Raw genomic sequence first — 22263 nt, forward strand, 5'->3', positions numbered from 1 at the left:
CTGTTGTTAGGAAAATAAAGAAAGGAGCATTTACAAGTGAAGAAAATCCGAAGTTATACAAGTATCTGGAATGTGGAAAAGGTACTGTATGCCATCAATGATGTAAACCTGCCATTCCCTGTGACCTTTACCCAGATTACATGGTTCGTGCTGACGGAATTTATCATCATTCTGTTTGCAGATGTACCGCCACTTTCCATGATTGAGGGTGCGTTTTTGAAATATTTCGGGATTCCCGTTGCCCTTACATGGTTTATGTCACAGAAAACCTTTGACGGGAAAAAGCCATACAGTTACATCAAGACGATGGTTCTGTATGCCCTGCGTCCCAAAGTGACTTATGCCGGAAAAGCCGTGAACCTGCATAAGCAGAAATTTGAGGAAACTATCACGGCAGTAAGGAGTGTGACTTATGTTCCCGATTAAATATATCGACAATAACCTTGTCTGGAATAAGGACAATGAGGTGTTCGCCTACTATGAGCTGATACCGTACAATTATTCATTCTTATCCCCAGAGCAGAAATACCTTGTGCATGACAGCTTCCGTCAGCTTATAGCACAGTCCCGTGAGGGAAAGATTCATGCGTTGCAGATTGCAACCGAAAGCTCAATCCGAAGCATACAGGAACAGTCAAAGAAGCTGGTAACGGGGAAATTAAAGGAAGTCGCCTATCAGAAAATAGATGACCAGACCGAAGCCCTTGTATCCATGATAGGCGACAATCAAGTAGATTACCGTTTCTTTCTGGGATTCAAGCTCATGGTCACAGAGGACGAAGTCAATCTGAAGAACATCAAAAAATCGGTATTTCTGACATTCCGTGAGTTTTTGAATGAGGTAAGGCACACGCTGATGAATGACTTTGTTTCCATGAGCAATGATGAAATCAACCGTTATGCGAAGATGGAAAAACTGCTGGAAAACAAAATCTCCCGTAGATTCAAAATCCGCCGACTGGAAGCCAAAGATTTTGCCTATCTGATGGAACACCTCTACGGCAGGGACGGGATAGCTTATGAAGATTATGTGTATCCTCTGCCAAAAAGAAAATTAAAAAGGGAAACACTGATTAAGTATTATGACCTTATCCGTCCTACCCGTTGTGTGGTGGAAGAAAGCCAGCGATATTTGCGTCTGGAACATGAGGACAGCGAAAGCTATGTATCCTACTTTACGGTCAATGCGATTGTCGGAGAACTGGACTTCCCATCATCGGAAATCTTTTATTTCCAGCAACAGCAGTTCACATTCCCTGTGGATACGTCCATGAATGTTGAGATTGTCGGAAATAAAAAAGCCTTAACCACTGTCCGTAATAAGAAAAAGGAATTAAAGGACTTGGACAATCACGCCTATCAAGCCGGAAATGAAACAAGTTCAAATGTGGTGGAAGCCTTAGACAGTGTCGATGAACTGGAAACAGATTTAGACCAGAGCAAGGAAAGTATGTACAAGTTAAGTTACGTCATACGGGTATCTGCACCCGATCTTGACGAACTGAAACGCCGTTGTGATGAAGTCAAGGACTTTTACGATGATTTGAATGTGAAGCTGGTTCGCCCTGCCGGAGATATGATGGGACTGCATGGAGAGTTTCTTCCAGCCAGCAAACGTTATATCAATGATTATATCCAGTATGTGAAATCCGACTTTTTAGCCGGACTTGGTTTCGGTGCTACCCAGATGTTGGGAGAAAATACAGGAATCTATATCGGATATTCCGTGGATACAGGAAGAAATGTCTACCTGCAACCGTCCCTTGCCAGTCAAGGGGTAAAAGGTACGGTCACAAATGCGTTGGCTTCTGCCTTTGTGGGTTCGCTTGGTGGTGGAAAATCATTCTGTAATAATCTGCTGGTGTATTATTCCGTTCTGTTCGGTGGACAGGCAGTTATCCTAGACCCGAAAAGTGAGCGTGGAAACTGGAAAGAAACACTGCCGGAGATTGCAGAGGAAATCAACATTGTAAACATTACCAGTGATTCCAGCAATCAAGGGCTGTTAGACCCGTATGTGATTATGAAAGATGTCAAGGACGCTGAAAGTCTTGCCATCGACATTCTGACATTTCTTACAGGAATTTCTTCAAGGGACGGCGAAAAATTCCCTGTCCTTAGAAAAGCTGTCCGTACGGTATCCCAGAATCAGAACCACGGGCTGTTACAGGTCATTGAGGAACTGCGAAAAGAGGATACCGCCGTATCCCGTAACATTGCAGACCATATCGAAAGTTTTACCGACTATGACTTTACACAGCTTCTGTTCTCGGACGGTTCGGTGGAAAATGCAATCAGTCTGGATAACCAGCTCAATATCATACAGGTTGCAGATTTGGTTCTGCCGGATAAGGATACCACCTTTGAGGAATACACGACCATTGAGCTGTTGTCGGTATCCATCTTAATTGTTATCAGTACCTTTGCCCTTGACTTTATTCACAGTGACCGAAGTATTTTTAAAATTGTAGACTTGGACGAAGCATGGGCGTTCTTAAATGTGGCACAAGGAGAAACACTCTCAAACAAGCTGGTGCGTGCTGGTAGAGCCATGAACGCCGGAGTTTATTTCGTGACACAATCCTCTGGGGACGTATCGAAAGAAAGTCTGAAAAATAACATCGGTTTAAAGTTTGCTTTCCGCTCCACAGATACCAATGAAATCAAGCAGACCTTAGAGTTTTTCGGGCTGGACAGTGAGGACGAAAACAACCAGAAACGGTTGAGGGATTTGGAGAACGGACAATGCTTAATGCAGGATTTATACGGGCGTGTCGGTGTGGTACAGATACACCCTGTCTTTGTAGAACTGCTCCATGCCTTTGATACCAGACCGCCGATAAAAAGTGAGGTGGATTTGGAATGATAAAATCTATCACAAGAGAAAAGGTATTCCATGTACTGAAACTGGTACTGCTTGCCGTGACCGTTACGCTGGTACTGCTGTCCCTGCTTGGGACGGTAGCTCATGCGTCTGGACTGGTCGATGATACGGTCAATGCAGACAACCTGTATTCAAAGTATCCGCTTTCCAACTATCAGCTTGATTTCTATGTGGACAATAGCTGGTCTTGGCTACCGTGGAACTGGCTGGACGGCATTGGAAAATCGGTGCAGTACGGGCTTTACTGTATCACAAATTTTGTCTGGACAATCAGCCTGTATCTTAGCAATGCCACAGGATATGTGGTGCAACAGGCGTATAAGCTGGACTTCATCAATGACATGGCAGACAGTATCGGGAAAAGTATCCAGACACTTGCCGGAGTGACCGAAAACGGATTTTCCAGCAGTGGATTCTATGTGGGATTCCTGCTCATTATCATTCTGATTGTAGGTGTTTACACCGCCTATACAGGGCTTCTCAAACGGGAAACAAGCAAAGCACTTCACGCTGTTATCAACTTTGTGGTGGTGTTCATTGTGTCTGCGTCCTTTATTGCTTATGCTCCCAATTATATCCAGAAAATCAATGATTTCAGTTCGGACATCAGCACCGCTTCTCTGGACTTGGGGACAAAAATCATGCTCCCCGATTCACAAAGCAAAGGCAAGGACAGTGTAGACCTTATCCGTGACAGCCTGTTTGCGATACAGGTAGAAAAACCGTGGCTGTTATTACAGTTCGGGAACAGCGATACCGAAGAAATCGGGGCTGACCGTGTGGAAGCTCTGGTATCTGCCAGCCCGTCAGACGAAGATGGGGAAACAAGGGAAAATGTTGTGAAAACAGAGATTGAGGATAACGACAATGACAACCTTACCATTCCACAGGTCGTCAACCGTCTTGGCATGGTGTTCTTCCTGCTCATTTTCAATCTCGGTATCACAATATTTATCTTCCTGCTTACCGGCATGATGTTATTTTCCCAGATACTTTTTATCATATATGCCATGTTTTTGCCTATCAGCTTTTTAATGTCCATGATACCGACCTATGAGAACATGGCAAAACAGGCAGTTGTCCGTGTGTTCAATGCCATTATGACAAGAGCCGGAATCACTCTGATTGTGACCGTAGCATTTTCGATTTCCAGTATGTTCTACAACATTTCCACGGACTATCCGTTCTTCATGGTGGCGTTTTTGCAGATAATCTGCTTTGCCGGAATCTATATGAAGCTCGGAGAACTAATGAGTATGTTCAGCCTTAATGCGAATGACAGCCAGCAGATAGGTCGCCGGATATTCCGTAGACCTATGGTGTTCATGCGACATCGGGCAAGACGTATGGAACACAGGATTGTAAGGGCTGTCGGTGCTGGAAGTGTTGCAGGTGCAGTGGCTGGTGCAAGTGTTGCCAGAGCCGGAAAGCCAGCAACGAACCAACCGCCAAAGAAACGTGAAAATACTACTGCCAGCATGGGAAGCCGTGTCGGTTCTGCGGTAGGTGCTGTGATGGATACGAAAAATAAAGTCCGTGACAATGCTTCCTCTCTGAAAGAAAATGTGAAAGACCTGCCGACACAGGCTGGTTATGCCGTCCACTTTGTCAAACAGAAAGCAAAGGATAATGTATCGGACTTTAAGCGTGGCGTTGTGGAAGAACGGGAAAACCGACAGGAACAGCGTACACAGAAACGCAACCTGCACAGGGAAAATATCTCACAGAAAAAGCAGGAATTACAGAAAGCACAGGAAGCAAGGCAGACAGTTCATGCGAATGGATCAGCGACAGCCGGAGCTACCAGAAGCCATGAACGCCCTGTTGCCACACCTGTTCCAAAAACAGCACAGACCGATACGGTCATAAAGCCGGATATGAAGCGTCCTGCTACTTCTCCTGTGATAAAAAATGTAGAAGTCAAGGCTGGAAAAGAAACTGTCCGAACCAATATCAGACAGGAACAACAGGTCAAAGGTGTTACCAGAACGAACCAGCCAAATGTAGTGGAATCCAGAAGTAATCAAAAGAAAACAACCATACAGAAACAGGTCAACCAAAAACAAAATCGTAAGACTGTTACGAAGCAACCAGAGAAAGGACGGAAGAAATGAGATTAAAGCGTATCCTTATCATAGGTACGATATTTCCAGTCCTTTTCTCCATCGTCCTCTTTTTCGGGATATTGATTTCCGGCGAAGATGACGACAGTTCAAACAGCTATTCGCCTGTCTATTCTGGCATGAACCTGTCAGCTGATGTCCTCAAACATCAGCCGATGGTAGAAAAATACGCCAGAGAAAACGGTATCTCGGAGTATGTGAACGTCCTGCTTGCCATCATACAGGTGGAAAGTGGCGGTACGGCTACTGATGTCATGCAGTCCAGTGAAAGTCTGGGACTACCGCCAAACTCATTAAGTACAGAAGAATCCATAAAGCAGGGGTGTAAATATTTTGCGTCCCTGCTTTCTTCCTGTAAAGCCAAAGGCATGAATGACATTAACGTGGTCATTCAGTCTTATAACTATGGTGGTGGCTATGCAGACTATGTGGCGAAGAACGGAAAAAAGCACAGCTTCAATCTTGCGGAGAATTTCGCAAAGAATAAATCTGGCGGTACAAAAGTGACCTATACGAACCCGATAGCGGTCAGTAAAAATGGTGGCTGGCGTTATAACTACGGGAACATGTTCTATGTGGAGCTGGTCAACCAATATCTGAACATAAAACAGTTCAGCAATGAAACGGTACAGGCGGTTATGAATGAAGCGTTGAAATATCAAGGCTGGAAGTATGTCTACGGTGGCAGTAACCCGAACACCTCTTTTGACTGTTCTGGTCTTACCCAGTGGTGCTACGGAAAAGCCGGAATCAGTCTGCCACGAACCGCACAGGCACAGTATGACGCAACCCAGCATATCCCATTGTCACAGGCACAGGCTGGCGATTTGGTCTTTTTCCATTCCACCTACAATACCAGTGACTATGTTACCCATGTAGGAATCTATGTAGGGAACAATCAGATGTATCATGCCGGAAATCCAATCGGCTATACCGATTTGACCTCTGCCTACTGGCAACAGCACATCATTTGTGCCGGAAGAATCAAACAATAGAAAGGACTTGAAATATGTTTAAGAAAAAAGAAAAAACAGAGAAAGCACCTAAGAATAAGAAGGTGCGTACCATGAAAGTCGGTACACATAAGAAATCTGTTCTGCTTTTGTGGGCGGTGCTTCTGGCAAGCACCAGCTTTGGTGTGTATAAGAACTTTACCGCCATTGACACCCACACGGTACATGAAAAAGAAATCATTCAGTTAAGATTGAACGATACCAACGGTATTGAGAATTTCGTCAAGAACTTTGCGAAAGCCTACTACTCATGGGATACCAGCAAGGAAGCCATTGAAGCAAGGACAACAGAAATCAGTAAATACCTTACCAAAGAATTACAGGACTTGAACGCTGATACCATCAGAACGGACATACCAACCAGTGCGACCGTTACAAATGTGCTGGTCTGGAATATAGAACAGTCTGGAACGGACGATTTTACCGTTGCCTACGAAGTAGATCAGCAGGTAAAAGAGGGAGAACAGACACAGGCAGTCACAGAAAACTACACCGTGACCGTTCATGTGGATAAGGACGGTGCAATGGTCATTACCCAGAATCCAACCCTTGCTCCGGCGGTACAGAAATCAAAGTATGAACCGAAAGTACAGGAAGCAGATGTCAGTGTCAGTTCCGATACCGTCAAGGACGCTACCGCTTTCTTGGAAACATTCTTTAAGCTGTATCCGACAGCTACGGAAAAAGAACTTGCCTATTATGTCAAAGATGGTGTGCTTGCTCCTGTATCCGGCGATTATGTATTTTCGGAGCTGGTAAATCCTGTTTTTACCAAAGATGGCGATAATCTTAAGGTCAGTGTGTCTGTGAAGTATCTGGATAACAAGTCGAAAATGACACAAATCTCACAGTATGAGCTGGTGCTTCATAAGGACGATAACTGGAAGATTGTAGAATAAGTTTGTAAAAAATGCTAAAAAAAGGCTTGCGTCATACTCTATATAGTATGCTCCGCAAGCCTTTTTTCCATATATTCTATTTTGTTGTAGCTTTAAAAAGTCGTTCTGTACCGCTAATTTCAGCTAAGACAATATCCGTCATACGTTGTAGATTGGCAACATGATATGGATTAACTTGTTTTTCCCATTCTTCTGTATGTTGTTTTTGAATACCAGCAAGATATTCTTGTAAAACGGTCATACGCTGTTCTAACAGCGTCTTTTGTTCTTTTTCTGGTAAACAATCAAGGAAAAATGCTGTGATAGAAAAAATATTCGTATCATAATCGAACTTCAAAAAAGAAGTTCGCAAAGTCTCCAAAAATACTGCTTTTCCTTGTTCCGTGATTGAATAAACAGTTTTATCGGGCATATTACCGTCCTTCTGTATTTCACCAACGAGATATTGCTTTTTCTCTAGAGTTTTAATTGTGGCATATACAGTAGACGTTCCAATATTGAACCAATACTTGATATTCATGTAGTCTAAAGTTTTAACAATTTCATAGGCATTAAGTGGTTGGTGAGTAATAAGCCCTAAAAGCATAGTAGCTGATTTTGATAACATATATTTCACACTCCTTGACAAATACAATGATTTAAGCTACTCTATATATAGAGTAGTATTATATTATATTACTCTAGCTTAATTATAACACGAATATCTGGAAAATGAAAGAGAAAGGAGTGTGCTTATGCCACAATTAAATAAAGGTGGAAAATTCGTATTTGGACTATCTTTGATACATGATGATTTAACCGTTCAATTTCCAACGCAAGCACTTGAAGAATATCAAGTGCTCAATGATGATAAAATCATTATTTTTACAGGAAGTAAGGTTACGGGTGGGTTTTGCGTAACGACATATCCTCTATTATCTACGTCAAAATTAAGTCATATTTTACATGAGTGTCCACAGTTAGAAAAACAGTCTATTCCACAAGGAACATTGGTTACATATAAAGGACGAAAATATGCGTGGCTTCCTCTAAAGGAAAATGGTAGTATTCAATTTACATTACAACTATTAGAACAGTTGAATCTTGATATAGGAAATGAATTGTTGTGTATTAGAAGTAGCGATATTGCATTTACAATGGGGGCGAAAGGTCCACTTCTTGAAAAAGCTCATAACTATAATGGAAATATTGAACGATATTAGCGGGAAGGGATTTACTTATGACAGATTATAAAAGTTATACAGTATCGAAAAATAAATCCAGTTATTTAGTGATGGCTAGAAAATAAGATTACATGGGGGTATTACATGATAGGACTAAAAAAAGGAGATATGAAAAAAATCTTAAAGGCTGGTGCAAAGGCAAGCGGTGTCTCTGTATCGGAATTAAGGGAAAATATACAGGTTACTATTGATGAAGCCATGAACAGTACAGACCCAGAGGTACAGGCGAATTTCAAAAAGCTGTTTGGAAATAAGCGTCCCACGCCAGAGGAATATATCTATAAAATTACAAAGGAAATAAAACTTTAATTGAATAAAGTGGAATGTGGGTATTTTACATACTGTTAAGGGTATTTGAACTTAAAGTGCTTGCGACTGTTTTGGAGAAATATTAAACTTCTATTAAAGTACATGGAGGAAAGCATATTGAAACTGCAACTATTGGAAAAAAAAGATTTGGCTGAACCGGAAATAGATATACGATATTCAAGTATGACCCAACCTTTAAATCGGATTGTTCAATATATCCGTCAACAAGAATATCTTATACAAGGAATTTTTGAAAAAAAGCTGTATCAGATACCATTAAATGAAGTCTTGTATTTTGAAACTGTTGATAAAAAAACATTTATGTACACTCAACAAAAAATATTTGAATGTAAAAAGACACTTTCTGCTATTGAACAAGATTTAATAAGGTCAAATGTTGTAAGGATAAGCAAAACAGCCTTATTGAATATTTCTTGTCTGGTCTGTGTTAAACCTTACCCTAACCACAGATTATTGGCAGAACTTAACAATGAAGAAAATCTAATTGTTTCAAGAAAATATATTCCTATTCTAAGAGATAAGATAAGGAGTGGCTATTATGAATAAATTTTTAAGGACATATCTTCCTGCATTTTCTATGGCATTTACATTTATTATTTTGTATGCAACGATAAGCAATATTATAGCAGGATATTCTAAAGACAGATTTTGTTTCTTTATTTTGCAGGTGTTTGTTTATCTTATGGTGTCAGTGATTGTCGATTGGATTCTATCATTTATAGATTTTAGCAAATATATATATCACTTTATTGCTGAAATGATTATATTATATCCAATAACCATTGGTGTGGCATTTATAGGTAAATGGTTTGCGTTTAGTGCAATTAACATTACATGGTATTCATGTGTCTATATTTTAATTATGATAGCTATTCATTGCTATTTTTATCATATTTCCAAAAGACAAGCTGATGAAATAAACAAATTTTTAAAATTAAGGAATAAGAGGTAATAGTAATGGGCGATATGACAAAATTTAATAGTGCTATTGAATATTATATATTTAATGTGTTGCTAATGTGTTTACTTATTTCCGAAATATTTATTTTCTTTTATACACGTTCAAAGCAAAATAGAACTGAAAAAATTGACACTAGAGATTTAGGAACGAAATGGTTGTTATATTTAAATTTTGTATTTTGTTTGATAATTAGTTTTCTATGTATCAGTCAAAAAGCTCCATTTTGCATAAGAGAATTGACGTTGCCTGCTTACTTTGCAAAAATTGGTATGTTAATTATAGCAGTCGGGATTTGTATTCGTATAAAAGCTGTTTTAACTTTAAAAAAGGCATTTACATTAAATGTTCAGATTAGTAAAGAACAACAGCTAATAACAAATGGTATGTATAAATTTGTACGCCACCCTGCCTACACTGGAAGTATTCTGTCATTATTGGGCGTGAGTATTGCGTTAAAGAATATCCCTGCTATATTGATAGTTGCTATTTGTAGCTTTGTTTGCTATCAAATAAGAATAAATGTTGAAGAAGCAGTTTTACAAAAATATTTTAAAGAATATAACTTATATAAAGAAAAAACATATAAACTTTTTCCGTATATATATTAAAATTGCTGATGTCTTGGAGATAACTTTAGTAATGGTATTGACTAGTTATTTTTTATGAAAAAATAAAATTTGTAGAATAAATTTGTAAGATTAAGCGAATATGAGAGGAGCTTTTATGAGTAATCAATCATGGGTGTTTTGCCCTATTTGTAACAATAAGACACGAACCAAAATACGGAACGATACAGAATTGATAAATTTTCCGTTATTCTGTCCGAAGTGCAAACAAGAAACTATAATCAATATGAAACGTGGAAATATAATTATCAGAGAGCCAGACGCTAAGACGCAGAGCCGATAATTTGTAAGTTATTGTAACTTATAGATTGTCGGCTCATTTTTTAATTCCATGATTCTGTGTTTAGTTATGATATAGCATGAATTAAGAAATATACAAATCGAAAATCAACAAATTTTTCAAACAGTCTCATTGCATAGGAATGACAAACAGATTATTCTTAAAGCAGGAGGTGGCAGAAATGGCAAACGAAGATAAAAAAGATTTTAATGCTATGTTGCACGATAACAAGGATATGCCAAAATTTCAAATCATTACAGACCAGAAAAGCATTGAAAAATATGGTGGAAGTAAAATGTATTTTGCTCCGCCAATTGACTATGACAGAGTAATGAAAAAAGTCCCTTATGGTAAAGTGATTACTGTTGGGACAATACGAGAATACTTTGCGGAGTTGAGTGGTGCAGATTTTACAGAACCGATTACAGCAGGAATTTTTGTTTCTATTGTGGCATGGGCTAGTTATCAGCGTTCCGAAGATGAAACGCCTTATTGGAGAACATTAAAAGCGAACGGAGAACTGAATGCTAAATATCCAAATGGCATTGAGGCACAAAAAGAAAAATTAGAATCAGAGGGACACACTATTATTCAAAAAGGGCGAAAAAATATACGGTACTATGTAAAGGACTATGAAACTTTTCTCTTTGATTTGAAATAGGTAAGTTTTTCCTTTCATGTTCATAGGTGTTAAAGTACCTGTATAGAAAAACAGAGAAAATAAGAAGCAAATTACTTCTTATTCTCTCTGCTGTTCAAGATACCGTCAATCGTACCTTGAATAATTTTTAATTCGTTATCACTCAATAAATCAAGTGACGAATCTATCTGACGGCGGGTTGTGCTTTTTTCAATATTTTTTGCTGGATAGAAATACTCGTCAACAGATATATTGAACATGGTAACTAAATCATGGAACAACTGAAAGCTAGGGTGTTTCCCGATATTTTCAATATCTGCGATATGACGTTCTCCGTAAAAGACTTTATCGCCTAAATCATTTCTGGAAAGCCCTGCTTTCTCTCTGGCTTCTCTGATTGCCAGTCCTAAAGGACGAAAATCAAAGCTGTGTGTATCTTTCTTTTTTCTCATTTTTAATCACCTAGCATGAGTTTATACTTCATGTCATGTGATTAGAATGTGTTAAAAACTCATATTATATGCATTGTAAATTCAAACAAAAATATTACCTCGTTCGGTAAATAAAAAAAACCGTTCTGTGGGTAATCTGTTTTATAATGTCCAAAAATATTAGGACGGTTTTGGTATAACCAGAGCTGTCCTTTTTCTATTTTCACAGGCTTGCTCGGGTCAAGGAGCAATTTGTGATTCTAAGTAAAACAGGCAATCTATACCGACAACCGAATTTATTCCGTCTTTTTCTTAGTACATCATCAGTCCTTGAACATGAATTAAAAACTCATATATCAGATGTTTTAAAAACAGTCTATTTGTTATTGGTGCAAATAGGCTGTTTTCATATTTACAAAAATTTTTTTCAATCCTGCAACAAATCACACCTTGCCGTACAGATATGGTGCGGAAAGAGGGATACATACTTTTTACTTCATAGCGAAAGGGGGTGTGATTTTGAAACCATCAGACTTCCAAAAGACAATACAGTGTCAATTTGACTGTAAGCTCAAAAAGGTTGTGAAAGGCATTGTCCGTAATTACCGCAAGGAATTAGCCAGACGACAGGCAAAAGAAGTATCCTTTTGTGAGCTTCCAGAGATTGTTGTTGAGAAATTGATTGTATGGGACGATTACGAAAGTGAATATACAACATTCGATGTGTGCGGTACAGAAATCCGTGTACTTGACGAAGAACTTGCAGAAGCACTGAAACAGTTGCCGGAGCAGAGCCGGAACATTGTATTGATGTTTTTCTTCTTGGATATGAGCGATTCGGAGATAGGCGAAAAGCTGAACATCAACCGAAGTACATCATACAGGCACAGAAGAAATTCACTTGAAGAAATCAGAAAGCAGTTAAAGGAGAAGAAAACAAATGAAGAATAAGCAACACACACTTCCATCATTTTTTCTCATATCATCAACCGTGGACGGTAACGAAAACGCCATAGAAAAGCTGTTGCTGTTCTATGAAGCCTACATATCAAAATGCTGTTTACGCCCGTTTTACGATGAATACGGCAACGTATACATTGTGGTTGATATGGAATTAAAGGGGCGTATCAGAGAAGCCCTTTTGAAAATGATATGTGAATTTGAAATAGACGAACATTAAATAATCTTTGAGCGGAGCATGATTTAACAAACTCCCCTCTTTCCTGTTCCGCTTTTTCTTGCCATTCTGTATCAGTCCATTTGTAAAAATGAATTGATACAGGCTGACAAGAGCCTAACAGTTCTTTGACAAGTGAATAAAGCAGTCAGATACGTTTGTGCTTGCAGTGAGCCATCAGAGGTTGTACGCCGTGACTTTTCCAATCGGGAGATAGCGATTCATGCAATGATCTGGGAGCGACCGTTGGAAAAGTCGTTCTGCCATGACCTGCAACACAGGATAATGATACACCCGTATGACACGGTTCAGCCCACAGGAATGGGAATGGTTGAGATACCAGCGGAGCTTGCCGAAGCCGTCTGATTGCTTGTAAAAAGCACATGGTAAAGGAGAGTGATACTTTTACTGGTGTGCAGAAAATGACGATAATACAGGTCGGTAAAAGGAGGACTGACAGATGAACAAAACAAAAGAAAGACCAACCTCACAGCCGATAACGGTAAATATAGATAAATTATCTGCAATGTTATCTTGTGGTCATGCTACTGCAAGAAAGATTGGAGAACAGGCAGGAGCAAAAATTGTGATTGGACGTAGGGTTCTTTATTCGGTAGAAAAAGTTAAAAATTACCTCTCATATCTGGAAGAATAACACCCTTTTTCATTTATGTTTCTTGTGATATATGGTATAATATTTACAGACATAACCACGTCATGAGAACAAAAAGAGGGCTATTACAGAAAGGAATGTTTCTCATGGCAAATAGCAGAAAAGACCATAAAGGAAGAAAATTAAGAGAGGGCGAAAGCTGGCGTAAAGATGGTAGATACAGTTACCGTTATACAGATATAAGAAGCGGAAAGCGTCTGACAGTATATGCAAGAGATTTACCGGAATTAAGGGAAAAGGAAAAGCAGATTGCAAAAGACTTGGAAGATAACATTTTAACGGATGGAGCAATCAAAAAACTTACTCTTAATAAATTGTTTGAAAGATATATGTCTACTAGGGAGCTGAAAGAATCCACTAGAGCAAATTATCTGAAAACATGGGAGAATCGTGTCAAAGATGAAATTGGAAACATCAAGGTTGTTCAGATTTTACCATCACACATCAAATCGTTTTACTCAAAACTTTCTAAAGCAGGATACGCATATTCTACAATAAAATTTATTAACAATATGATTTATCCGGCACTGGAAATGGCTGTTGATGATGATATTATCCGCAAAAATCCGGCAAAGTTTTCTATCAGTGATTATGGTAGACAGGCAGAAGAACGTATTGCCTTAACAGTTTTACAACAGGAAAAAATGCTGGAATTTGTGAAAAATAATCAAGTATACAATACCTATTATCCAATGCTTAGAATCATGTTAGGAACAGGTGTAAGGTGCGGAGAACTGATTGGATTGACTTGGGAAGATGTAGATGGCAGAACAAAAGTGGTAAGTATTGACCATCAGTTGATTTATAAAGATTTAGGAGATGGCTATAAATTCCATATTTCCACGCCAAAGACAGATTCTGGAATCCGAACTATCCCTATGACATCAGATGTACAAAGAGCATTTGAAGAACAAAAGAAATTAAACTTCATGCTTCAAAAAGGAAAAGATGTTGAGATAGATGGTTATAAAGGATTCATTTTTATGGCGAAGTCCGGCAGACCGCTCATGCCTAATGCGATAAACAATATCTTATATAATATTGTAGACGCATATAACAAAAAAGAAGTTCAAATTGCAAAGACTGAACATAGAAATGCTGAATTGTTACCAAAGGTATCTGCTCACATTATGCGACATACGGCTTGTACCAGAATGGCAGAAAAGAGGATAGACGTAAAAGTTCTTCAATATATTATGGGACACGCCCATATAGATGTAACAATGGACGTATATAACCATGTAAGTGAGATGTCCAGAATTGAGAGTGAAATCACAAGGCTGGAAAGCGTAGCAATTAGCTGACACCAAAAATAAAAAATTGGTGTCAAAATGGTGTCAAATCAAGAAAAAGTGATGATTATAAGGAAGAAAAAGTGTTGCAAACCTCGTAAAATCAAGGTTTGCAAAAAAAATCTCAAATAATTAGCACTCATCTATTGACAGTGCTAAAAGTAAGAACTATAATGTATTTAGAAATTAGGAAAGGTATTAAAAAGATCCTAGTTTCAAGAGTTAACACCGCTTGAAGTAACGATGCTAATGACTAAGCATTTATATTGAAAGGGGAAATGACTTATGATGATGCCTAGCTTATTTACAGAAAACTTATTTGATGATTTCTTTAATGATTTCGATGAAAATTTCTTTGGAAAGAAAAATCCATTGTATGGAAAACATGCAAGAAATATGATGAAGACAGATGTCAGGGAAACTGATACGACTTATGAAGTAGATATCGATTTACCAGGCTTCAAGAAAGAAGATATCAATGTCAGCTATGAAAATGGATATTTGACAATATCTACAAGCAAGGGATTAGATAAAGATGAAAAAGATAAAGAAGGACATTATATCCGACAAGAAAGATATGTTGGAAATATGACACGAAGCTTCTATTTAGGAGATATCCCAAAAGAAGATATCAAAGCTAAATATGAAGGAGGAGTACTTCGTTTATCAGTACCTAAATCAGATATGAAACAAATTGAAAACACTTCTACAATAAGTATTGAATAATAAAATATGAGAAATCCGCAAGGGTTTCTTTTTTTTGTCATAAATAATAAAAAGAAGCATATAGTATAATGAGCCCTTTATAAAATACCATATTTATAAGCATATATTTGTTTAAATCCTAAAATATGACAGAATATATTTTTGTTCATTAAAAAAAAACCGATAAAATGGACTAAAATATTTTTTGAATGAATGAAATCTTTTAGAAATTTGACAAAGTTATGATATTTTGTTAGTATTCACCGGGGTGAGATTTATGTACTTTGATACACATTGTCATTTAAACAGTGAACAATTATATGAAAACAGAGATGAATTTATAAAACATGCTTTAGACAATCAAGTAGAAATGATGGTTGTTGTAGGGTATGATCTTGAGTCTTCCAAAAAGGCAGTCGAAATTGCGAAAGAATATGACTTTATCTATGCTGCTGTAGGTATTGGACCAAATGACTGTTTAAACACAACTACTCAAGATTTACAAATCATCGATGAGTACTTAAACGAACCAAAAGTCGTAGCACTTGGTGAAATCGGACTCGATTATTATTGGGATGATGTTCCTAGTGATAAACAAAAAGAAATTTTTCAACTACAAGTTGATCTTGCTAAAAAACATCAAAAACCAATAATTATCCATTGCAGAGATGCTTATGAAGATACTTATGAAGTGCTTAAAAAAAATGGACATTCAGGAATTATGCATTGCTATAGTGGATCGGTAGAAATGGCTAAGAGATTTATTGATTTAGGTTTTTATATCTCTTTGGCTGGACCAGTTACTTTTAAAAATGCAAGAGTTCCTAAAGATGTGGCAGAAAAGATAGGTTTAGAGCATTTATTAATTGAAACCGACTGTCCTTATTTAACACCACATCCATATCGTGGTAGTTTAAATGAGCCTGCAAATGTTGTGTATATTGCCCAGGAAATAGCGAAGCTAAAGAACATGGAGATAGAAAGCGTTGCAAGTCAGACAACGTTTAATGCCAAAAAAATATTTGGTATTAAATAGGAGGAAAATTAATGAAAACAATTAAACAAATAATTTCAGATGCAGACCCCCGACTGAAAGGGGTATTAGTTATTATGATTGCCTATGTAATGGTTATGGCAACAACGATTACAGCAGGCGCTACTCAAGAAATTAAAGGATACAAAGAAACAATTGAAATCCAATATCAAGATGGCGCACAAGAGGCAAAGGATTATTTAGTTAGACAAGATAGTGTTAAAAATGTATTAAAAGAATTAGATGTAACCTTAGGAAATAAAGATACTGTCAATAAAGATATGTCTTATATTGTACAAAGCAAAGATTTATTACAAGTTAATCGTATTAGTGAAGAAGAAGTAGAAGAAGTACAATATGTAGATTCTCAAACAATTGAAACAACAGGTTTACATTTATTTACAACAGAAGTTGTTCAACAAGGACAACAAGGACAAATTAATAATAAAGTGAAAGTCACTTATGAAAATGGTAAAATCGTCAAAAAAGAATTGTTATCAAGTGAAGTCGTAACTGAAAAAACTGATACAATAATTGCACATGGTACAGTTCAACCTGGGGCATATTTTACTGGAAAACTGACAACTTATGGTGGCGATTGTGCAGGAGGAAATGGAACTTCATCCTCAGGAATTTCTTTATCACCAACAACAGGTGTTAAAGGAAGTAATAGTGCGAAGTTGAGTTATAATGGTGGAAGTTATTATTGTTTAGCAGCCGATCCATCAATTCCTTTTGGAACAATTATCAAGATTACAAATCACAACTTAGGTATTGAATCAACAGCGTATGGTATTGTTGTTGATCGCGGTGGCGCAATTAAGAAAAATCATATTGATATTTTTAATGGTACTGAAGCAGGTAAATACTTTAGAGGTGGTTCATCTAGTAATACACAATTTGAAATCGTATCTGTTGGTAGTGGCAAGAATTTTTGGAAATAGATGACAAGTATATCTCAAACGAGGTATACTTTTTTTGTGGGGTGATTAAATGAAAATAGGTGTTATTCAAGCTTCATCGCAAATAGAAAAAAATAATATGTTATATGAATGTACAAAAGATTATGGAGAAGTTATTAACTTTGGCTGTTTTGAAAATGAAGAAAACTATTCTTATGTTGAAATTGCCTTAGAGATTTGTTTGTTGATTTCAAGTCAAGCAGTAGATTTTGTGGTAACAGGATGTTCTTCAGGACAAGGAATGATGATTGCTTGTAATAGTTTGCCTAATTTAATTTGTGGTTATTTACCAACTCCACAAGATGCTTATTTATTTGGACGTATCAATGATGGAAATGTAGCTTCTTTACCATTAGGACTTAATTATGGATGGTCTGGTGAAATTAACTTAAAGGTAACACTTCAACAATTATTTGAAGAACCTTTTGGAATCGGCTATCCTTTAAAAGATGCAAAGCGTAAACAAGAAGATACCAAGAAAATAAAAGCTTTAAATCAATTATGCAAAAAAGATATTATTGAATTTTTAAATGAAATTGACCCATCATTCATTAATAAAGTTTTATCTAAAAATAATGTTATAGATTATATTTTAGAACAAGGAAAAGATAAAAGAATAAAACAATGGATTTTAAACAGGAGATAATCCTGTTTTTTTATGAAAAAAGAGTGATAAAACGTATGAAACTCTTCTTTTTTTCTCGTCAAAAAAGCAATGTTGGTGTACAATGGAAAAGAATTGAAAGGGAGTGTAAGTGATATGTATGACGTAATAGTTGTCGGAGGGGGACATGCTGGAATTGAAGCCAGTTTAGCACCTTCAAGAATGGGATTAAAAACATTACTTGTCACATCAAATATAAATAATATTGGATCTATGCCATGTAATACTTCTATTGGTGGACCTGCTAAAGGAATCATTGTAAGAGAAATAGATGCTCTTGGTGGACAAATGTCTAAAACAGCGGATAAAACTTACTTACAAATGAAAATGTTAAATACCGCAAAAGGACCAGGAGTACAATCTTTAAGAGCACAAGCAGATAAAAAAGCGTATCCTCGTTATATGCAAAAAGTTGTTAAAGAACAAGAAAACCTCGATTTAATTGAAGGTATGGTTGAAGATTTAGTTATAGAAGATCAAACAGTTAAAGGAGTCATTCTTGATGATGGAACAACTTATTTATCTAAAACAGTTATTTTAACTACAGGAACTTATTTAAAAGCGGAAATTCTTGTTGGACATAGTAAACATGCCAGTGGTCCAGATCAACAAAAAGAATCAAAATTCTTATCTGGAAAATTAAAAGATTATGGTTTTAGAATTCAAAGATTAAAAACTGGAACACCACCACGTGTTGAAATTAATAGTATTGATTATTCAAAAACATCATTACAACCAGGAACAAATGCAAAACTTGCTTTTAGTTTTACTACTGATGAATATGTTCCTATTGAAAAACAAACACCTTGTTATTTAACATATACAAATGAAACAACACATAAAATCATTCATGATAATCTAGAAAAATGTGCAATGTATAGTGGTTTAGTTAAAGGAATTGGACCTCGTTATTGTCCCTCTATTGAAGATAAAGTTGTTAAATTCTCAGATAAACCACAACATCAAATCTTCTTAGAACCTGAATCAAAAGAAATGAATTCAATCTATGTACAAGGTTTTTCAACATCTATGCCACATGATATTCAAGAACAAATGATTCGTACTTTACCAGGATTAGAAAACTGTACAATCTTAAAATATGCTTATGCGATTGAATATGATGCGATTGATCCATTACAATTATGGCCATCACTTGAAACCAAAGTCATTAAAAACTTATTTACTGCTGGACAAATCAATGGAACTAGTGGTTATGAAGAAGCTGCTGGACAAGGTTTAATGGCAGGTATCAATGCAACACTTAAAGTAAGAAATGAAGCACCTCTTGTCTTAAAAAGAGATGAAGCTTATATTGGTGTCATGATTGATGATCTTGTTACTAAAGGAACAAAAGAACCTTATCGTATGCTTACATCAAGAGCGGAATATCGTTTATTAATTAGACATGATAATGCTGATGAAAGACTTTATGATTATAGTCATAAAATTGGACTTGTTAAAGATAAAGAATATCAAAGATATCAAAATAAAATGAAAGGAATCTATGATGAAATCGAACGCTTAAGTACCATTCGTTTTACACCAAAAGATGATATCAATGAAATGCTTGAACAAAATAATTCTTCACCTCTAAAAGAAGGTGTTTCCGCTAAAGAACTTATTACAAGACCAGAAATCACATATGATATGATGTTACCTTATATAGATGCACCTGAATTAAGTGATGAACAAAGAAGAAGAATTACGATTTTAATTAAATATGCAGGATATATTGAAAAAGCAAAAAGACAAGCACAAAAACAAATCAAAATGGAAGAAAAACATATTCCAGAAGATATCGATTATGAAGATGTTAAAAATTTAGCTTTAGAAGCAAAACAAAAATTATCAGAAATTAGACCACTTACTATTGGACAAGCTTCTCGTATATCAGGAATTAATCCTGCAGATATTTCAGTTTTATTAATTTATTTAAAACAAAAATATAACGGAGAATAAGAATGAATGAATTAGAATTTCAAAATATACTTAAAGGAAAAGGAATTGAAGTAAGTGAACGTCAACTTAAACAATTTCAAAAATATTATGAAATCTTAGTTGAATGGAATGAAAAGATGAATCTTACTGCAATTACGGATAAAGAAGATGTTTATCTAAAACATTTCTATGATTCAATTACAATTGCCTTTGATTTTGATTTCAATGATCAAACACTCATTGATGTAGGAGCTGGTGCTGGTTTCCCTTCAGTTCCTTTAAAAATACTTTATCCAAATTTAAAGATTACAATTGTAGATTCCTTAAATAAAAGAATTACCTTCTTAAATCATTTATTTAAAGAACTTGAATTAGATAATTGTAAGGCAGTAGCTGCTCGTGCTGAAGAATATGCAAAAGATCATCGAGAAAGTGTTGATATCGTCATGGCAAGAGCGGTAGCTCGTCTAAATATTCTTGATGAACTTTGTTTACCTCTTGTTAAAAAAGAGGGTTATTTCCTTTCTTTAAAAGGAAGACAAGCATCTGAGGAAGTTAAAGAGGCTACAAAGGGAATTCAACTATTAGGTGGGGAAATTGAAAGTACGCATGATTTTACACTTGCAAATCATGATGATTTTAGAAGTAATATTATTATTAAAAAAGTAAAAGAAACACCAAAAAAATATCCAAGAATGTTTTCTAAAATAAAAAAGAGTCCATTATAGGAGGGTATAATGTTTAATAATAAATTAAAGAATATAGACATAAATAAAATACAAGCTAATGTTAATCAACCAAGAACGGTTTTTAATGAAACAAAGATTGATGAACTTGCCGCTTCTATTAAAGAAAATGGTTTAATTCAACCAATCGTTGTAAGAAAGAATAATGGTGTTTATCAAATCATCGCAGGTGAAAGAAGATATCGTGCTTGTCGCTTATTAAATATGAAACAAGTTCCTTGTATCATTGAAGATTATACAGATAAGCAAACACAAACACTTGCCATCATTGAAAATATTCAAAGAGAAGATCTTTCACCATTAGAAGAAGCAAAAGCTTATCAAGCTTTAATTAAAGAATATGGTTATAATCAAACAGAACTTGCAGAAATTGTTGGAAAAAAACAATCAACAATTGCGAATAAATTAAGATTATTAAAATTAAGTGATGATGTTCAATTTTCATTAAATCAAAAACAAATCACAGAAAGACATGCGCGTGCCATGCTTTCTTTAGATGAAGAAAAACAACAAGAGGTTTTAAGAGAAGTCTTAAAGAAAAAATTAACGGTAGCCGATACAGAAAGACTTATCAAAAAAGAACCAAAACCTAAAAAGAAAAAAGCCGAAGCAGATGTTAAAAAAACTATTTCAAGAAATGTGAAAATTGCTTTAAATACCTTAAATCAAGCAATCACAATGATTGAAAAAACAGGAACATCACTTCAACAAGAAACAGAAGATTTAGAAGAGGAATATGTAATCACTATTAGAATACATAAGTAGAGGTTTAAAATGAAATTACTTGCAACAGATATGGATGGAACATTTCTAAGAGATGATAAATCCTACAGTGAAGAATTTAATGATTTATATAAGCAAATGTTAAAACAAGGAATTCAATTTGTGATTGCTTCAGGCAATCAATATGAAGCCCTTGCTTGTAAATTTGATGAAGAAATAAAAAATGATCTTTATTATCTTTGTGAAAATGGTACAAAGATTGTTTATCAAGGAAAAACACTTTATAAAAAAGCATTAAAGAAAGAAGATGCTAAAGAAATTCTAGATATTTTAAAACAAGATCAAGAATGCATGTTAGTCGTTTCAGGAGACAAGCATGCTTATATTTCTAAAAGCTTTGAAAATAAAAAAGATTTTATTTCATTGTTTATGAAAAATGTTCAATTTGTAGAAAGCTATGATGATATTGAAGATGATATCTTAAAATTTTCTATCGCAAGCTTTGATGATCAAATGGAACAAAGAATTGAAAAGATTCAAAAACAACTAAAACCACATTTAAAATTAGTAACAACAGGTAATGTTTGGTTTGATATCTTTTATAAAGATGTGAATAAAGGAACAACTTTAACACATCTTTTAGAAATCTTAAAGATTAAACCAGAAGAAGCAGGAGCCTTTGGCGATCAAATGAATGATTATGAAATGTTACAAACAGTAAAATATGGTTATGCGATGGCTAATGCCATGCCACCAGTTAAAGAAGTTGCTTATCAAGTTATTGATAGTAATGAAAATGATGGTGTTATTTTAAAGATAAAAGAAATTTTAAAAGGTAATTATTAATGAAAATAAAATGAACTATTTATTGGTAAAACAACGATAGTTCATTTTATTTTTATAAATATTTATTAGAAATATATTTTTTAAAATAAATGCG

General features: G+C 35.8%; 26 protein-coding genes. 24 read left to right on the forward strand and 2 right to left on the reverse strand.

Going from position 1 to position 22263, the window contains the following annotated elements; all coding sequences use genetic code 11:
• Positions 1 to 36 precede the first annotated feature (36 nt).
• From C7U55_RS04150 to C7U55_RS04170, 5 genes are read left to right on the forward strand one after another with little or no spacing between them, the layout of a single operon-like run.
• Positions 37 to 426 carry a conjugal transfer protein gene (locus C7U55_RS04150; protein ID WP_005611098.1) on the forward strand — a complete coding sequence of 130 codons (390 nt, stop codon included), beginning with the start codon at positions 37 to 39 and terminating at the stop codon, positions 424 to 426.
• A complete protein-coding gene (gene tcpF, locus C7U55_RS04155; RefSeq protein WP_106987469.1) occupies positions 413 to 2866 on the forward strand; it encodes a conjugal transfer ATPase TcpF in 2454 nt (817 codons plus the stop codon). The genes C7U55_RS04150 and tcpF overlap by 14 nt, the downstream gene beginning before the upstream one ends.
• Positions 2863 to 4998 carry a CD3337/EF1877 family mobilome membrane protein gene (locus tag C7U55_RS04160; protein ID WP_106987470.1) on the forward strand — a complete coding sequence of 712 codons (2136 nt, stop codon included), beginning with the start codon at positions 2863 to 2865 and terminating at the stop codon, positions 4996 to 4998. Before tcpF ends, C7U55_RS04160 begins: the two co-directional genes overlap by 4 nt.
• Entirely contained in the window at positions 4995 to 6002 is a 1008-nt protein-coding gene (locus C7U55_RS04165; RefSeq protein ID WP_106987471.1) for a bifunctional lytic transglycosylase/C40 family peptidase, read from the forward strand. Before C7U55_RS04160 ends, C7U55_RS04165 begins: the two co-directional genes overlap by 4 nt.
• A gap of 14 nt (positions 6003 to 6016) precedes the next feature.
• A complete protein-coding gene (locus C7U55_RS04170) occupies positions 6017 to 6919 on the forward strand; it encodes a conjugal transfer protein (protein ID WP_106987472.1) in 903 nt (300 codons plus the stop codon).
• A 76-nt stretch (positions 6920 to 6995) separates the two neighbouring features.
• On the opposite strand, the gene C7U55_RS04175 is transcribed toward C7U55_RS04170, so the two are convergent.
• Positions 6996 to 7526 carry a PadR family transcriptional regulator gene (locus tag C7U55_RS04175; RefSeq protein ID WP_055158612.1) on the reverse strand — a complete coding sequence of 177 codons (531 nt, stop codon included), beginning with the start codon at positions 7524 to 7526 and terminating at the stop codon, positions 6996 to 6998.
• Positions 7527 to 7653: 127 nt separating this feature from the next.
• On the opposite strand from C7U55_RS04175, the gene C7U55_RS04180 reads away from it, so the two are divergent.
• The 7 genes from C7U55_RS04180 (at position 7654) to C7U55_RS04210 (ending at position 11000) form a co-directional block, all read left to right on the forward strand.
• A complete protein-coding gene (locus tag C7U55_RS04180) occupies positions 7654 to 8121 on the forward strand; it encodes a hypothetical protein (protein WP_106987473.1) in 468 nt (155 codons plus the stop codon).
• 105 nt (positions 8122 to 8226) lie between these two features.
• A complete protein-coding gene (locus C7U55_RS04185; protein ID WP_055158614.1) occupies positions 8227 to 8451 on the forward strand; it encodes a hypothetical protein in 225 nt (74 codons plus the stop codon).
• Between the two features lie 117 nt (positions 8452 to 8568).
• Positions 8569 to 9018 carry a LytTR family DNA-binding domain-containing protein gene (locus C7U55_RS04190; RefSeq protein ID WP_158293293.1) on the forward strand — a complete coding sequence of 150 codons (450 nt, stop codon included), beginning with the start codon at positions 8569 to 8571 and terminating at the stop codon, positions 9016 to 9018.
• Positions 9011 to 9424 (forward strand): hypothetical protein, encoded by a 414-nt coding sequence (locus C7U55_RS04195; RefSeq protein WP_106987475.1) that lies wholly within the window; start codon positions 9011 to 9013, stop codon positions 9422 to 9424. The genes C7U55_RS04190 and C7U55_RS04195 overlap by 8 nt, the downstream gene beginning before the upstream one ends.
• Before the next feature lie 5 nt (positions 9425 to 9429).
• Positions 9430 to 10041, forward strand: a complete 612-nt coding sequence (locus C7U55_RS04200) for a methyltransferase family protein (RefSeq protein ID WP_055158668.1) — start codon at positions 9430 to 9432, stop codon at positions 10039 to 10041.
• A gap of 115 nt (positions 10042 to 10156) precedes the next feature.
• Positions 10157 to 10342: a cysteine-rich KTR domain-containing protein gene (locus tag C7U55_RS04205; RefSeq protein WP_081021270.1), complete on the forward strand. Its 186-nt coding sequence runs from the start codon at positions 10157 to 10159 to the stop codon at positions 10340 to 10342.
• A gap of 178 nt (positions 10343 to 10520) precedes the next feature.
• Positions 10521 to 11000 carry an MGMT family protein gene (locus C7U55_RS04210; RefSeq protein WP_055158669.1) on the forward strand — a complete coding sequence of 160 codons (480 nt, stop codon included), beginning with the start codon at positions 10521 to 10523 and terminating at the stop codon, positions 10998 to 11000.
• A 71-nt stretch (positions 11001 to 11071) separates the two neighbouring features.
• On the opposite strand, the gene C7U55_RS04215 is transcribed toward C7U55_RS04210, so the two are convergent.
• A complete protein-coding gene (locus tag C7U55_RS04215) occupies positions 11072 to 11431 on the reverse strand; it encodes a helix-turn-helix transcriptional regulator (protein ID WP_055158670.1) in 360 nt (119 codons plus the stop codon).
• Positions 11432 to 11929: 498 nt separating this feature from the next.
• Between C7U55_RS04215 and C7U55_RS04220 the strand changes: the two genes are divergently transcribed.
• The 12 genes from C7U55_RS04220 to C7U55_RS04280 all read left to right on the forward strand — a co-directional run bounded on the left by C7U55_RS04220 (position 11930) and on the right by C7U55_RS04280 (position 22169).
• Positions 11930 to 12361: an RNA polymerase sigma factor gene (locus C7U55_RS04220; protein WP_044925118.1), complete on the forward strand. Its 432-nt coding sequence runs from the start codon at positions 11930 to 11932 to the stop codon at positions 12359 to 12361.
• On the forward strand, positions 12351 to 12590 hold the full coding sequence (locus C7U55_RS04225) for a helix-turn-helix domain-containing protein (protein WP_106987476.1): 240 nt from the start codon (positions 12351 to 12353) through the stop codon (positions 12588 to 12590). Before C7U55_RS04220 ends, C7U55_RS04225 begins: the two co-directional genes overlap by 11 nt.
• A gap of 457 nt (positions 12591 to 13047) precedes the next feature.
• Positions 13048 to 13242 carry a hypothetical protein gene (locus C7U55_RS04235; protein WP_005423220.1) on the forward strand — a complete coding sequence of 65 codons (195 nt, stop codon included), beginning with the start codon at positions 13048 to 13050 and terminating at the stop codon, positions 13240 to 13242.
• 104 nt (positions 13243 to 13346) lie between these two features.
• Positions 13347 to 14564 (forward strand): tyrosine-type recombinase/integrase, encoded by a 1218-nt coding sequence (locus tag C7U55_RS04240; RefSeq protein WP_106987477.1) that lies wholly within the window; start codon positions 13347 to 13349, stop codon positions 14562 to 14564.
• Between the two features lie 273 nt (positions 14565 to 14837).
• Positions 14838 to 15278 carry an Hsp20/alpha crystallin family protein gene (locus C7U55_RS04245; RefSeq protein ID WP_106987478.1) on the forward strand — a complete coding sequence of 147 codons (441 nt, stop codon included), beginning with the start codon at positions 14838 to 14840 and terminating at the stop codon, positions 15276 to 15278.
• A gap of 256 nt (positions 15279 to 15534) precedes the next feature.
• Positions 15535 to 16293, forward strand: coding sequence for a TatD family hydrolase (locus C7U55_RS04250; protein WP_106987479.1), 759 nt, complete (start codon positions 15535 to 15537; stop codon positions 16291 to 16293).
• Between the two features lie 11 nt (positions 16294 to 16304).
• Positions 16305 to 17234 carry a 3D domain-containing protein gene (locus tag C7U55_RS04255; protein ID WP_106987480.1) on the forward strand — a complete coding sequence of 310 codons (930 nt, stop codon included), beginning with the start codon at positions 16305 to 16307 and terminating at the stop codon, positions 17232 to 17234.
• 49 nt (positions 17235 to 17283) lie between these two features.
• The gene (locus C7U55_RS04260; protein WP_106987481.1) at positions 17284 to 17898 is read left to right on the forward strand and encodes an RpiB/LacA/LacB family sugar-phosphate isomerase; all 615 of its coding nucleotides are present in this window, start codon (positions 17284 to 17286) and stop codon (positions 17896 to 17898) included.
• A gap of 114 nt (positions 17899 to 18012) precedes the next feature.
• Complete coding sequence (gene mnmG, locus C7U55_RS04265; RefSeq protein WP_106987482.1) at positions 18013 to 19875, forward strand: tRNA uridine-5-carboxymethylaminomethyl(34) synthesis enzyme MnmG; 1863 nt, start codon at positions 18013 to 18015, stop codon at positions 19873 to 19875.
• A gap of 2 nt (positions 19876 to 19877) precedes the next feature.
• Positions 19878 to 20582 (forward strand): 16S rRNA (guanine(527)-N(7))-methyltransferase RsmG, encoded by a 705-nt coding sequence (gene rsmG, locus C7U55_RS04270; protein ID WP_106987483.1) that lies wholly within the window; start codon positions 19878 to 19880, stop codon positions 20580 to 20582.
• A gap of 9 nt (positions 20583 to 20591) precedes the next feature.
• Positions 20592 to 21365 (forward strand): nucleoid occlusion protein, encoded by a 774-nt coding sequence (gene noc, locus C7U55_RS04275; RefSeq protein WP_106987484.1) that lies wholly within the window; start codon positions 20592 to 20594, stop codon positions 21363 to 21365.
• Between the two features lie 9 nt (positions 21366 to 21374).
• A complete protein-coding gene (locus C7U55_RS04280; RefSeq protein WP_106987485.1) occupies positions 21375 to 22169 on the forward strand; it encodes an HAD family hydrolase in 795 nt (264 codons plus the stop codon).
• The last annotated feature ends 94 nt before the right edge of the window (positions 22170 to 22263 follow it).

The organism is Faecalibacillus faecis (assembly GCF_003024675.1).
Taxonomy (GTDB): Bacteria; Bacillota_I; Bacilli_A; order Erysipelotrichales; family Coprobacillaceae; genus Faecalibacillus; species Faecalibacillus faecis.